General features: G+C 45.5%; 9 protein-coding genes. 3 read left to right on the top strand and 6 right to left on the bottom strand.

Going from position 1 to position 15,018, the window contains the following annotated elements; translation table 11 throughout:
• Nucleotides 1–14 precede the first annotated feature (14 nt).
• The gene (locus HY063_09850) at nucleotides 15–1,706 is read right to left on the bottom strand and encodes a T9SS type A sorting domain-containing protein (protein ID MBI3502087.1); all 1,692 of its coding nucleotides are present in this window, start codon (nucleotides 1,704–1,706) and stop codon (nucleotides 15–17) included.
• Nucleotides 1,707–1,914: 208 nt separating this feature from the next.
• Here HY063_09850 and HY063_09845 point away from each other — a divergent pair, with 208 nt between their 5' ends.
• Entirely contained in the window at nucleotides 1,915–3,411 is a 1,497-nt protein-coding gene (locus HY063_09845) for a hypothetical protein (protein ID MBI3502086.1), read from the top strand.
• A gap of 41 nt (nucleotides 3,412–3,452) precedes the next feature.
• Here the strand turns inward: HY063_09845 and HY063_09840 are convergent, their stop codons facing one another.
• Nucleotides 3,453–3,602 (bottom strand): hypothetical protein, encoded by a 150-nt coding sequence (locus HY063_09840; protein MBI3502085.1) that lies wholly within the window; start codon nucleotides 3,600–3,602, stop codon nucleotides 3,453–3,455.
• Between the two features lie 163 nt (nucleotides 3,603–3,765).
• Here HY063_09840 and HY063_09835 point away from each other — a divergent pair, with 163 nt between their 5' ends.
• Together HY063_09835 and HY063_09830 are read left to right on the top strand one after the other, a co-directional pair.
• Nucleotides 3,766–7,941: a PKD domain-containing protein gene (locus tag HY063_09835; protein ID MBI3502084.1), complete on the top strand. Its 4,176-nt coding sequence runs from the start codon at nucleotides 3,766–3,768 to the stop codon at nucleotides 7,939–7,941.
• A 69-nt stretch (nucleotides 7,942–8,010) separates the two neighbouring features.
• Nucleotides 8,011–9,057 (top strand): PorP/SprF family type IX secretion system membrane protein, encoded by a 1,047-nt coding sequence (locus tag HY063_09830; GenBank protein ID MBI3502083.1) that lies wholly within the window; start codon nucleotides 8,011–8,013, stop codon nucleotides 9,055–9,057.
• 59 nt (nucleotides 9,058–9,116) lie between these two features.
• Here HY063_09830 and HY063_09825 read toward each other — a convergent pair whose 3' ends face one another.
• From HY063_09825 to HY063_09810, 4 genes are all read right to left on the bottom strand, one after another.
• Nucleotides 9,117–11,789, bottom strand: coding sequence for a gliding motility-associated C-terminal domain-containing protein (locus HY063_09825; protein MBI3502082.1), 2,673 nt, complete (start codon nucleotides 11,787–11,789; stop codon nucleotides 9,117–9,119).
• Nucleotides 11,790–12,110: 321 nt separating this feature from the next.
• Nucleotides 12,111–13,322, bottom strand: coding sequence for a T9SS type A sorting domain-containing protein (locus tag HY063_09820; GenBank protein MBI3502081.1), 1,212 nt, complete (start codon nucleotides 13,320–13,322; stop codon nucleotides 12,111–12,113).
• A 12-nt stretch (nucleotides 13,323–13,334) separates the two neighbouring features.
• Nucleotides 13,335–14,354, bottom strand: coding sequence for a T9SS type A sorting domain-containing protein (locus HY063_09815; GenBank protein MBI3502080.1), 1,020 nt, complete (start codon nucleotides 14,352–14,354; stop codon nucleotides 13,335–13,337).
• Nucleotides 14,355–14,369: 15 nt separating this feature from the next.
• Entirely contained in the window at nucleotides 14,370–14,819 is a 450-nt protein-coding gene (locus HY063_09810) for a T9SS type A sorting domain-containing protein (GenBank protein ID MBI3502079.1), read from the bottom strand.
• Nucleotides 14,820–15,018: the final 199 nt, after the last annotated feature.

Below are 15,018 nucleotides of genomic sequence, written 5' to 3'. Positions count from 1 at the left end.
AACTAAACCAGAACTTATTTGTTCAGCATGATTTTCTTAACTGTCTTCGAATTGCCGGATTGAATTTCTATAAAATACATTCCGTTCGGAAGATTGTTCAGCGTGAATTCAATGTGCTTGGAAGCATCGCTGAACTTCTTTACTGTTTCGCCAAACATATTGGTTACTTTGAAGTCGAGCGCTTTTTCAAAAACCGGACTTACGTTAACATATACTTCTCCGGCTGACGGGTTCGGGAAAACAGAAATGTAATTGCTCATGTCCATTTCGCTCACGCTGGTCAGCGCGCTGAGGTTAATGTTATCTACATACAGTTCGTTGCCGTAGCCGTTTGTGCAGATGAAATGCGCCAGCACGCTTGATTGCCCGAGATAAGAAGAAAGATTAATTGTTTCAGTGCGCCACTGGGTAGAAGAAGGCGTCCACTGATTAGTGTTAGCGGCAGCGGTTGCCAGCGTGGTGGATTGTTTGGAATAAACATTCGTCCAGGTTGCACCGCAGTTGGTGGAAACTTCCACATCTAATTTTTCAAAGTAGGTTGCATCGTAAGGAGCATACGCAACATCGAATGTAAGTTGCGCGCTGGTTGCGTTTGAAAAATCCATGGGAGCGAGCACCATGTAGTCCATCTCTCCGGTCGCGGCATAATTATAGCAATCCATAAAAGAAGAATTTGCGCTTGCGCCATTTCCTCCCGGAATATGTTTTACCCAGGTGGTGCCTGCATCGGGATTCACCACGGCACAGGTTGCATCGGGGAAAGTTCCTTCCACTCCTTCCGTAACGGGAGAAGTTGAAGGAGTAACTGCGTTAAAGGTAATGTTCTGCGAATCGTTTGCGGTGTTGACATCCGCACCGCTGTTGGGATTGCTGGTGTAAGCCGTAAAAGTATGGCTTCCCAGTGCGGTTGTAATGGAGGGAAGCGTAATGGTAGCCGTGCATCCGGTAGTATAAATAGAGCAGCCGCTTGACAGGTTGCCTGTCCAGTTATAGGTTTGCACCGGGTTGTTGTCCACTTTATAATTAATGGTGCACGAAGTAAGCGCTGCATTGCCGAAATTGCGTATAGTCACTGAGGGAGTGAAGGATGTTCCGCAGGCAAACGCGTTGGGCGCTGCAACGGAAGAAACACCGGCATCGTTTCCGGCAGAAGGAGGCGGGCAGGTTGCATTCAATGCGCTTGCTAATTGCGCTGCGGTATATTGGTCAACCTTTTTAATTTTTTTATCCACACAAATCATATACATGGTAGGGAAATAAGCAATGGCGTAATTCGAATTGAACGTGCCGATTCCCTGCGCGGTAGTGGGGTTGCATTCGGGATATGCCGTATTTAATGTCCAATCTCCCTGTGAGGGAGTTTTGGAACATCCTCCCGTGTTGGTCATGCAGGCATCGTTGGTGGCGGCATCGCCTTCAATAAAAATTACGGTTGCTTTATTGCTGCCGGAAGGTCCGTAGGTATTGTAAAATTGGTCCAGCGCACCGGAAGTATGATAAACCCAGCACGGGTTGCACCAGGTAGCCGACACATCAATCACCACCACCTTGCCTGCGTTCAGGTAGGTGTAGAGGTCTTGCGTGTTTCCCTTCATGTCGGTGAATGTAAAGTTGGGAGCGGTGCTGCCGTCAGCCAGTTGCGCTTTTGTTTCTCCGAAAGAGAACGCGAGCGCCAGAGCAGCGAGGATGTGTAGTGTTTTTTTCATCGGATAAAAAATTTAATTAGTGTATAAAAATTGTTTCTGAATTTTTGTCTGTCAAAAGTAGAAGTACGCTTCTATGCAGGCAAACAAATGTAAGCAAAAAATATAGTTCCTAAATAAAAAACAATCAATTAAATCATTGAGCGGCAATAATCTGAATAATAAACCTTGAACATTCTGAAATAATTACATTTGTAAAGTTTATTTCATTATGAAAGGACTCATCAAACTCCACCATCTCATTCATTCGCTTTCCAAAACGGAGAAGCGCTACATCTCCATTGAACTTGAAAAACAAAAATCGCGGAAGGGGAAAATTGATTTAAAACTTTTTAACCTGCTGAAGAAAAGAACGGAAGCGGATAAAGAAGATTTTATTTCTTATCCTGAATTCAACACCACGCAGAAATTAATTATCCGCACCAGTTATCTTTTTGATTTTATTCTCCGCTGCCTCATTGATTACAATTACTCGCGCGAAATCGAAATCAACATCGGCAACCACATACGCATCATAAAAAATTTTATTCTCAAAGGGCTTCACCAGTACACGCATTATTATTTGAACAAAGCGCAGAAACTTGCCGAAAAGTACGAAGACCTTTACCGCCTCGGCATTTTATGTTCCCTGCGGAAAATCATCATCAACCGCAGCGCAAAAACCCACGATGAATATTTCCGCGAAGTGCAGAAAATAGAACAGCAGGAAGATGCAGTGCACCGGAAAATTTTCAACCTGAACAGTTACAGCAATCACCTGAATCATCTGCTGACTGCGCTGAAAAAAAATTCGAGTATGCGGCTGGATAAGGAAACAGAATCTACGCTAAACGAAATTATTTCTTCTCCGCTTTTTCGCAAAGAAGAAAACGCGCTCACGAAAAAAGCAAAAATTATTTTTCACCAGGTGAACGCTATTTACCACGAACACATCACGCACGATTATAAAAAAGCGCTCGAACACACAGAAAAACAAATGGCGCTCATTAAATTTCTTGACTCCTATCAGAAAGTAAATTCCATTTCTTACATCGCCTGCTTCAAACAGTATTTCATTTTTGCGGAAGAAAACAAGCAGACGGAAAAAGCAAAAGAAGCGTTTCACACACTTGAAAAAATGGTTCACGAAAAACACGCTTCGCAAAATCTTTTTGAGCAGTCATTCATCTTTCTCAATTATCTGGAAGCCGAAACGCGCCTTGCGCTCACCGACCGCACGCTGGAGCGTTTCACGAACAGCCGGATTAAAATAAATGAAGCAGCCGGAGAGTTTGATGCGCTGTATGACGGAGAATCAAAAATGATTTTGTATTACAATCTCGCGCTACGGTGCCTTGCGCTGAATGAATTCAAGCCCGCTTTCCGCTGGCTGGAAAAAATTCTGGAAGTGTACAAAGGAATGCGCCAGGATATTCTCGAAGACGCGCATATTCTTTCGCTCGTTTGCATTTATGAAATTGATTCGGTGAATCTTTTTCAGAGCCGCGAGCGCTCGTACCTGCGGCATTATCACGATAAATCAACTTCGGTTCATGCAAAAATCATTCACCGCCTGGCAGAAATTTACCAGCACAAGAGCGAAGCGGGACAGGCAAAGAAAAAAATGCAGGAGTTGGAAACATTCCTGCGTGAAAGAATCAAAAACCACGAAGTGGATCGCATGCTTTGCGAGGCAATCTTTATCTGGTTCAAAAAAAACAATGCGTGAGAAAATCTTCCTGAAGAGAATTTTTTTATAAGAACAGGATTTTATCGCATAAGGTTCACCGTTCCCTTCCGGTTGATTTCCGTAGTGTCATTCAGCGTGGCATTCATATAATAGGTATACGCACCGCTGTCAAGTTTATTTCCTTTCGCACTTCCATTCCATCTGAATAGCGGGTCATCCGAGTGAAACACTTTTTCTCCCCAGCGGTTGTAAAAGCGACCGCTGAGCCATGTAAAAAATTATTTCTCCAATATCTTTTTTTTTTACCTTTGTCCCTCTTTAAATCATGCTGCTGTTTCTAAACCCAGAAATAATTGTCCCCAATAAAAAACACGTATTAATAAATCATTTAACATGAAAAAAATAATTATCCTTTTATTCTTCGCTTCATCTTTTTCGCTCTTCCATTCTTATGAAGCAAAAGCAAGCCACATGGCAGGAGGTCAAATAACTTATACCCATACTGCAGGGCTTACCTACAACATTACTTACACCTTTTACCGCGATTGCAGCGGAATACCTGCACCGGCAACTGTTCCCATCGTAATAACTTCTGCAAATGCAAGTTTTACTGCCACTGTTACTTCGGGAGCGGGAGTAAATAACGGAAATGTGGTTCCGGTATGCCCCACCGCCACCACCACCTGCAGCGGAGGCGCAACGCCTGGCAGAGAAAAATGGGTTTATACTGCCAGCGTTACATTACCTTCCGCTCAAACCGACTGGAACTTTTCTGTTTCACAAACTGCCAGAAATGCCGCCATTACCACCATCGTTTCTCCCGGCACAATGGCAATGTATGTATATGCAACCCTGAATAACACCATTACTCCCGGCAATAACGCCTCCTTCTTTGCCAACGACCCCGCTGCCTTTGTTTACACCGGTCAGACCTTTTGCTTCAACAACGGAGCGGTGGATATTGACGGTGATTCCGTAGCGTATTCACTTATTACACCTTTGATAGACCCTGTCAATACTGTTACCTATACCGGCACCTACACCCCCACCCAGCCCCTCACTTCTACTCCTCCTGTAACCTTTAACGCTACCACAGGCGATGTATGTATGTTTCCAACCGCTTCGGGCGAAGTTACCGTCATGGCTATTTTAGTAAAAGAATACCGTTATGGGATTTTGATTGGAAGCGTGGAGCGCGACATCCAGGTAAGCGTACTTGCCGGAGCAGACAACCTGCCTACCCTCAATGGAATTAACGCAACAAATACTTATATTGATACAGCGGTGGTGGGCTGCGCCTATAGTTTCACCACAGGCGCTGCCGATGCCGATGCCGCGCAATGCGTAACCATGACTTCTACCGCCACAGCAGCCATTCCTGCTTCTACTTTTGTAGTAGCAAACGGATGTCCTTCTCTTACCCGACCCACCGGCACTTTCAGCTGGACTCCTGCTCCTGCCGATGCCCTCAATTATCCTCACTACTTCACCGTTACCGCGCGCGATAATTTTTGCAACATTGAAGGGCAGACAGTGAAAGCGTATGGCATACAAGTAATTAATCTGAATGCAAACTTCACCTCCACGGCTCCTTCCTGTGTGGGGCAGGCAGTGAACTTTTATGCCGATTGGGTAATCAGCAATTACAGTTACCTGTGGAATTTCGGTTCCGGTTCAGTAGCAACATTTGCAATGGCAACATCTCCTAATCCTGCAGGAGTATCTTATACAACTTCAGGAGCAAAAACAGTGAAACTCACTATTACTACTCCGGGCGGATGCGTGATAACCAATTCGCAGGTCATTACCATTAATCCTTCTCCGACAGCATCGTTTACATCCACTGCTCCGCAATGCACGGGAAGCGCAGTTGACTTTACTAATACCGGAAGCACGGGCGCGGGAACAATTTATGCGTGGTCTTTTGGCGCTGGTGCTTCGCCTGCAACTTCCACTGCTCAAAACCCAACTGGAATAATGTACAGCACTGCGGGAACAAAAACAGTAACACAAACCATTACTAATAATTTCGGATGCGTTACCAGTGCCACTCAAACACTCACCATCAATCAAACTCCTGTGGCAAGTTTCAGTTCCACCGCTCCGGCTTGCACGGGAATGAATGTTAACTTTACCAATACAGGTACTGCAACAAGCGTAACCTGGCTGTGGAACTTTGGAAGCGGTGCAACACCTGCCACTTCCACCCTTCAGAATCCAACGGCTATTACTTATTCCACTTCCGGAACAAAGAGCGTTACTTTAACCACTACGAGCACAACCTCAACTTGCTCTGCAACCGCCATGCAAACCATCAACATCGCTCAAACTCCTGCTCCTTTATTCACCTCCAATGCTCCGCAATGCGTGGGTTCGCAAGTTAATTTCACTTATACAGGAACGACCGGAACGGGTTGGAATTATTCATGGGATTTTGGTGCGGGCGCAACGCCTGCGCTTTCATCGGCACAAAATCCCAGCAGCGTAATATATTCCACATCGGGAACAAAAACCATTACGCTCACGGTGGATAACAACGGATTCTGCCCAAGCACTTACACTGCGACTATCGTCATCAGCGCAACGCCCGTTGCCAATTTTTCCTCCACCGCCCCGCAATGCACAGGCATGCCGGTTGATTTCACAAATACCGGAACTGCAGCCGGAGTTACATGGGCGTGGAATTTCGGAAGCGGAGCAGCGCCTGCAACTTCAACCCTTCAGAATCCAACCGGGATTATTTATTCTACTGCCGGAACAAAAAGCGTTACACTTACTATTACTAATTCAGCCACCGGCTGCACTTCCACCATTTCAAAAACCATCAACATTAATCAATCGCCCACTGTAACCTTCACTTCCAACGCACCACAATGCGCCAACACAGGCGTGAACTTTACGAATACAGGAAGTTCAGGCGGACAATGGACTTACTTCTGGGATTTTGGTGTGGGAGCAATGCCTCAGACATCTACTGCACAAAATCCTTCAGGCATTTTGTATGCAACGGCAGGAACAAAAACAATTACGCTTACTATCAGCGATGGCACTTGTTCGGGAGTAGCAACACAAACCATCACCGTGAATCCGTCACCGGTGGCATCGTTCACTTCCAACGCACCGATGTGCACTGGCGATTCGGTGAACTTTCAGAATACGGGCACAAGCGGAGCAATGTACTCATGGAGTTTTGGCAACGGTTCTGCGCCTGCCACTTCCACTGCGCAAAATCCGATGGGAGTTATTTACAGCATAGCAGGATTACAAACCGTTACGCTTGTCACCACGCTGGGAAGCTGTACGGATACAAGCATGCAAACAATTCTCATCAATCAAACTCCGAGTGTGAATTTCAATTCCACTGCTCCGCAATGCGTGGGTAACGCAGTGAACTTTATGAATACGGGAAGCACAGGGGGAAACTGGACATTCAGCTGGTCGTTTGGCGCAGGAGCAATGCCACAGATATCCAGTAATGAAAATCCAAATGGAATAATGTACTCAACAGCAGGAACAAAAACCATTACCCTCACCATCAGCGATGGAACCTGTTCCGCAACAAAAACCGATACATTGCTTATCAATGCGCTGCCGCTTGCCAATGCAGGAAAAGATACCGTCATCTGCAACAATGATTCCGTACAAATCGGAAGCGCGCCCGTTGCCGGAAATACATACAGTTGGTTTCCCGCAAGCACATTGAACAATCCGGCAATAGCAAATCCTGTAGCAAGCCCCATTGCTCCCACAACAAATTATATTGTGACTGTGACAAACACAGCAACCGGATGCACGAATACAGATTCTGTTGTTGTAACCATGCTTGCGCCTCTCTTCGCACTTGCAGGACCCGATGTTGCGATTTGCGAATACGACAGCATTCAGATTGGCGCAGCGCTTATCACCGGGCAAAATTATTCATGGTCTCCAAGCGTTGGTTTAAGCAGCGCCACTTCTCCCAATCCAATGGCGAGCCCGGATTCAACTACTACCTATACGCTTTCAGTTACCGGTCCCGGATGCGGGCCCGTAATGGATGAGATAACAGTAACCGTGCATGAACTTCCTAATGCAGAAGCAGGACCGAACGACACTATCACCGTTGGTTCGTCCACACAACTTACCGCAACCGGAGGCGTTGAATATACATGGAGCCCGGCAACAGGATTAAGTAATATCAGCATTTATAATCCGATAGCGAATCCAACGGTTACCACCACCTATATTGTAACTGTTATGGATGTTTTCGGCTGCGTGAATACCGATTCGGTAACTATTTATGTAATTGAACCCACCTTCTGGGTGCCCACTGCTTTCACTCCTAACGGAGACATGCAAAATGATGTTCTCTTCGCGCACGGAGAAGGGATAGATGGTTTTGAATTTGGAATTTACAACCGATGGGGAGAACTTGTCTGGTCAACAAAAGATATAAAAGTAGGATGGGACGGCAGGCGGCAGATTGGCGGGCAGGAACTTCCTGAAGGAGCGTATGTGTATTATGTGAAAGGAACCCTTACAAACGGAGATGTAATTAACACCTCAGGCCTGATTAATCTTATACGATAAAAATAAAAAGCCCCTGCCCTAAAGGGGGAAAAGAAAAAAAACAAAATTAAAAACAAAAAATATCTTCCAATGAAAAAACTAATTGTATTTCTTGCCATCTGCCATCTGCCATCTGCCATCTGCCTTGTGAAATCTCAGGATTATCGTTTCACGCAAGCATACGCAAACCCCCTGCGGTTGAACCCCGCCATCATGGGAGCAAATTCAGATTTAAGAGCAGGGCTCGGCTACCGCACGCAGTGGAGCAGCATTGAAAAAGGATTCACCACTATGTACTTTTCAGGAATGTATCCTCTGTACATGAAGAGCGGTGGAAAATTAGATGTCGGAGTGAGCGCAATCAACGACAAAGCAGGCGCATTCAAAACCACCGACCTTGCACTTGCTGTTGATTACAACAGAGAAATTGCCGCAGACCAGAATTTATGCCTGGCGCTGATGGGAGGGATTGGTCAGAAATCATTAGACGCAAACAACCTGACTTATGAAAGCCAATATGTGCTGGGTTCATACAGTTCATCCAATCCGTCCAACGAAGTTGTGCTGAACAACAAAGCAAGTTATCCCGATGTTGGTTTCGGGTTGGTGTGGTACATGAATCCTTCGCGCGATAAATCAAAACTAAATGCCTTCGCGGGAGTATCCGGATTTCATCTGAACAAACCCAATCAATCGTTCACAGGAGTAAAAGGAACGCTGCCTGTGCGCATGACGTATATCGGAGGAGTAAAAATTCTCGGAGAGAAAAAAGTGGATGTATCTCCTAATGTGAGAATGACGCAGCAGGCAGGCAACACCGAAATGTCGGCAGGCGTAAGCGTTGATTACAACCTGAACGAGAATATGAAAGCTGTCATTGGCGCATGGTACAGGCGCAGCGATGCCATTGCGTTCATGGTGGGAGTTGAACATAAAATGTTCACTTTCGGATACAGTTATGATGCGGTGACTTCAACACTTAACGCAGTGGCGGGAAGAGCCGCAGCGCATGAAATCACCCTCTCTTATAAAATGAGCCGCAAACCAAAATCTGCTTCCTCTTCTTTAGATACAGATACAAAAGGAAAAAGCGGTAGCACGGTTGGTGAAAAACAAAATCCGTTCCATACGTTCTGAGAGGAACAGACGAAGAAGAAAGTAAGAATATTTTAAGAACGGGAGAGTTTTTCGGGAGTTTATCTCATAAGATTCACAGTTCCCTTCCGGTGGATTTCAGTATTATCATTCAGCGTGGCATTCAAATAATAGGTATACGCCCCGCTGTCAAGTTTATTTCCTTTCGCAGCGCCATCCCATCTGAATAGCGGGTCATCCGAGTGAAATACTTTTTCTCCCCAGCGGTTGTAAATGGTAATGCTCAGTGTTTTTATGCAGAGATAATTTCCATAGTACACCAGCAGCGAATCATTCTGCCCATCGCCATTGGGAGAAAAGGCATTCGGAAGATAAAGTTCACCGAGGTTGGAACAATTTGCTTCCACATACACTGTGACGCAGGCGGAATCGGTGCATCCTTTTGCATCGGCAACATACACGCAATACTCGGTGGTTGCCGAAGGAGAAACCGAAATGCCTGCAGAAGTTTCCCCCGTATTCCAACTATACGTTCCTCCTCCCGAAGCAGAGAGCGCAGTAGAATTTCCCTGCACAATGCTCACGCTGTTTCCCGCATTGGCAGCAGGAATATCTACATTCACGGTGGCAGTTGCGGATGCGGTGCAGTTGCCCGCATTGGTAACAATTACTGAATAAGTGGTGGTAACAGCAGGAGAAACCGTGATGGAAGAATTATTTGAACCGGTGCTCCACGAATAGGTTCCTCCTCCGCTGGCAGTAAGAGTTGCATTATTGCCGGAACAGATGGTTGTTCCTCCGGAAACTATGGCAACAGGCGGTGGAGAAACAAAAACGGTTGCGCTTGTGGTGTCGCTACAGAACCAAACGGTCGCAATCACAGAATAAGTAGTGGTGGAAGTTGGAGTAACTGATATAGTTGAAGCAGTGGAGGAATTACTCCATGAATAAGTTCCTCCTCCGCTTGCGGTGAGTGTAGCCATTTGTCCGGAGCAAATGGTTGTGCTTCCTGAAATACTTGCTACAGGAATTGGAATAACGGTTGCCGAATGAATTCCTGTATCGGTGCAAACCCCATTGGAAACAATCACGGTATAATTTGTGGAAGTTGTCGGAGCAACAATAATGGAAGAAGTGGTTTGTCCCGTGCTCCAGGAATAATTTCCACCGAGACCTCCATTAAGCGTTGCCATTGTGCCGGAGCAAATTGTAAAGTTTGAACCGAAAGCGGTTGGCGTTGGATTCACCGTAACAGTAGTGGTTGCCGTATTGGAGCACGAGCCGATGGAAGCAATCACCGTGAAAGTGCTGGTGGCGGTCGGAGAAACAATTACCGAAGAAGTGGTTTGCCCTACGGGAATCCATGAATACGTATTTCCTCCGCTGGCAGTGAGCGTTGCGCTTTGCCCTGAACAAATGGTGGTGTTCCCCGCAATGCTTGGAGAGGGAGGAGAAGTAACCGTAACCGTTGCCGCCACGGTATCGGCACAGGTTCCGCTCGAAGCATAAACTGTGTAGGAAGAAGTTGCGGTGGGCGAAACAATCACCGAAGCGTTTGTTCCACCGGTGCTCCACGAAAAAGTATTTCCTCCGTTGGCAGTGAGCGTGGCGGATTGACCGGAACATATTGTTGTGCTGCCTGCAATGGTTGTAACAAGCGTGTTGGAAATTGTAACCGTTGCCGAAGCGGTACTCGAACCGCAGGCATTGGAAACAGTAACGGTATAGGATGCAGTTGCCGAAGGCGCAACAGATATAGAAGCGGTGGTTTGCCCCGTGTTCCATGCGTAGGTTCCTCCGCCTGTTGCCGTGATTGTAACTGTTGTACTTGGACACACAGTTGAATTTGGTCCTGCAGTGGCAGTTGGCAAAGGATTAACCGACACATTCACTGAAGCCGTGGATGAGCCGCAGGAATTTGTTACGGTTACGGAATAAGTTGTAGTGGTGGTTGGCGATGCAACCGGGTTTGAAATATTCGGATTGCTCAATGCAGTTGTGGGCGACCATGCATACGTTCCTCCGCCTGTTCCATTCAGCGTTGTACTTTGCCCCTGGCATATTGTAACATTGCTTCCCGCGTTTGCGGTGGGAAGCGGATTCACAGTAATGGTTTGCGATGTGCTGCTTGAACCGTTTGCATTGGTGGCGGTGAGCGTTGCGGTATATGTTCCTGCAGTGTTGTAACAAATGTTAGTTGGATTCTGTGAAGCGGAAGCGGCAGGAGTTGCTCCTGTAAAACTCCAACTCCAACTGGTGGGAGCATTGCTGCTAAGGTCGGTGAAGTTTATGCACTGCCCCGCGCAAATGGTATTGGTGGTAGAAAAATTTGCCACAGGTGCTGAGCCGCCTGTTACTGAAAGAGTAATATCATCTACGGCAAAGGAAGGGTCGGTGCCAGCGCCATCGTCATTATTCGTCCAGTTAAAACCAATTTTTACATTCGCATTATTATTTGCGCTTGCAGGAAGAAGCATGGAAAATGCAGTCCATTTGCCTTGGGGAGCGCAGGCGCCAAAGGGAGTTTTAGCAAGCGGGTCAATTTGCGCCCATGTTGCTCCGTTATAATACCACAGCGTTGCATCATCATTTGTTCCGTCTCCATCTTCAATATAGTTAAATGCAATTGTAATGTTAGATTTTCCTGTGCAATTAATAACAGGTGATTCCATTCTCATGTTGGCAGTAACGCAAAAAAAGGTTCCGCAAAACCCACCGGCATTGTAAGCAGCGCCCGGGTCTTGTGGCGACCATCCTCCATCGTTTGCTCCCACGTGCAGCGAAGGGTCAGTTGCTCCGCATACGGAACCGCATTGCCCGGCAGCATTGCCGCATTCAGCACCGCTGACAAACCATGCATTGGCTTCGGGGTCGTTTGTTCCAGTAGGAGTTTGCGTCCATGCCCCGTTAGGACCTACATACGTATTTGCAAAACAGGCAGCAGCACATCCGTTCTGGATATTCAGATTAGATGTTTATAGAGGTTTGTCATTTCGAACCCTGCTTTGAGGGTGAGAAATCTCCCCCTGAATGAGGAGATTTCTCCCTTCGGTCGAAATGACAACATACACATAGTTTCTTATTTTGAATAATGTCTATTGTATTTTCACAATCTTCTGATACTGTTCTTCGGTGTTTGTTATCAGTTTGAGAAAATAAATTCCATTTGGTTGATTTGATAAATCAATGGTGAGATTCCCTGCCTGTCCGGCAGGCAGGCTCGCTCCACTCGGAATGACACTTTGTGTCACTTTTTCTCCCTGCACGTTATAAATTATTATTTCTCCTTTTGTTATTTCAGAACTCAAAGTGAATTTTCCGTTTGATGGATTTGGATAGATGGAAATTAAATTATCAGGATTGATTTCATTCACTCCATTATTTATAGCGCTGTATTCCCAAAAATCCTGCAACAAATTTCCGGAAGAGTTTAATCCGGTTCCGTAATATCCTTTACTGCCAATGGAAAAACCAACAGTAGCCGCTCTTGCTACTCCGCCAAAATTTGCTCTTTGAGTCCAACTGTTTGCTATAGGATCATATTCCCAAAAATCAGAATAATAAATTGAGCCATCTCTTCCTGTTCCAACATATCCTTTACCGGCAAATGAAAATCCATCATCATTGCTTCTTTTCGCGCCTCCAAAATTTGCTTTTTGTGTCCATGCATTGTTCGATGGGTCATATTCATAAACCGATACCAGATTATTGGAATAATCCCATCCGTTGCAGATATATCCTTTTACACCCGTTGAAAATGCTGCCCTCGCAGAAACATTAATGGGGAAATTTGTTTTTTGTGTCCATGAATCTGTTGCAGGATCATATTCCCAAAAATCATTAAGGTAAGGAGGACCGCCTGATGAACCAGTGCCCACATATCCTTTAGTACCGATTGAAAAAGCACAGGCATTATATCTGCCAACTCCGGCAAAATTTGCTTTCTGAGACCATGTGTTTGATGCCTGGTCCCATTTCCAAAAATCATTATGGTTAACATACCCTGTTCCAACATATCCTGCGGTGCCGATGGAAAAACCTATTCCAGAAACCAATCCCGCACCGGGATAGTTTGCTCTTTGTGTCCATGTATTTGCAGATTGATCCCATTCCCAAAAATCTGAATATCCGGTCATAGAAGCGTCTCCTCCAAGCCCAATATATCCTTTAGTACCTATGGAAAAACCAATAGCACCTTGCCTCGCGGTTCCGCCAAAATTTGCTTTTTGTGTCCATGTGTTTTGTGAGATTGCTTCTGGAGCGAAACGCCCCATCGCAATGACAAATAGGAGTAAAAGTTTTTTCATTCTGTATTGATTTTAATGGTTGATGATTATTTTTTTGTTCACGATTCCTCCTGTTGTTTTTACTTGAATGAAATAAATTCCGCTGGGCTGATTTGATAAATCAATGGTGAGATTCCTCGCTCCACTCGGAATGACACTTTGTGTCACTTTTTCTCCCATTACATTATAGATTTCTATTTTGTATTCATTGCCAATTGCCAACTGCCCGTTGCCGACTTGTACTTGAAAAATGCCAGTGGAGGGGTTGGGATAAATAATAATTTGAGAAGCGAAATCTGTTTGAGAAACCGCGTTGGGAGCAACAGAGAGAGTGATATCATCCACAGCAAAGGAAGGGTCGGTGCCGTTTCCGTCATCGTCATTTACCCAGCGGAAGCCGATTTTTACATTCGGATTATTATTTGCAGTAGTGGGAAGCGCAATGGAATAGGCAGTCCATGTGCTTTGGCTGCCTCCGCATACAATAGTTTTTGCAGGATTGCTGAGTTGCGACCAATTTGCTCCGTCAAAATACCAGAGCGTGGCGTCATCGTTTATGCCGTCTCCGTTTTCAATGTAGTTAAACGCAAGCGTGATAGTTGATTTTCCGGTACAGTTAATGACGGGCGATTCCGCTCTTTTATCTGTTTGAGTGGAAGGAGGCGTTGAAAGCAATGCGCAGTTGCCGCCAGCATCGTAAGCAGCGCCACAATCGCCTGCCGGGCAAAAAATGCTTGCATTGGGCGAAGAGGGAATATTTCCTACATGAAGCGTGCGGTTAATAATAAAAGGACTGCATGATTTTTCACAATTGCCTGCGCCTGCACCCGCTTCCATGGCGCTCACAAACCATTCGTTGGGGGTGGTGTTGCCTCCGCATTGAGTGGCGGGACCGGAGTTTAACATGGTCCATGCTCCGTTGACACCCGTATAAGAAGTTACTGCCAGGTTTTGGTTGCAGCCCGTTCCGAAATCTTCTGTCCAGAAAGTTTGCGCGTTGGAAGTGAAATAAAAAATGGTGGCGGTGAAGAGGGAGAATAGATTTTTTTTCATGCGGCAAATGTATGGTTAATTATGAATTACGAATTTCCGTGTGCGTGTTTTATAGCCGTTGCTTACTTTCACGAGATAAATTCCCTGCGCAAAATTTTCAGAGTTAATCCTGATTTCTGTTTGCGATGCGGCTTGCCCGGTTGTATGCAGGTAAATTTTTTTGCCGGTCATATCCATGATTTCCGTCACGAAACCGTTTTTGCAATTGCAGTCAACAGTGAGGTAGGTGATTCCATCGCCTGAAAAAATATTTTCAATGGCAAGCGCGTTTTCATCGGTAACATTTACCGCCACCAGTTGCGAAAAAGTTTCTTTGCCGTCAACATCAATTTCACGCAGGCGGTAATACGAAATTCCATCGAGCGGGTCGGCATCTGCCGAAGAAAATTCTTCTCCCGCCTGCGAAAACAAATCAGCAGAGCAAAAAATAAAAACAAATGCCGCTATGAAAATTTTTCTGAGCATGCATAAAAATTAAACAACAAAAATATTACTGGCGATGGAAAGCATAAAGGTATGCAAATGAATTGAACAGAGAAAGGAATTAGTGAAAAAGTTTTTAACGGGTACGGATAACGAATCGTTTCGAATCTTCGTCCGCGATAAATCGGGATGAAACAAAAAACGAAACTAGACTTCTTTCATAATTCATTTCAGAAAAGAA

The organism is Bacteroidota bacterium, from assembly GCA_016195025.1.
Taxonomy (GTDB): domain Bacteria; phylum Bacteroidota; class Bacteroidia; order Palsa-948; family Palsa-948; genus Palsa-948.
This window is presented reverse-complemented; position numbering and strand designations above follow the sequence as displayed.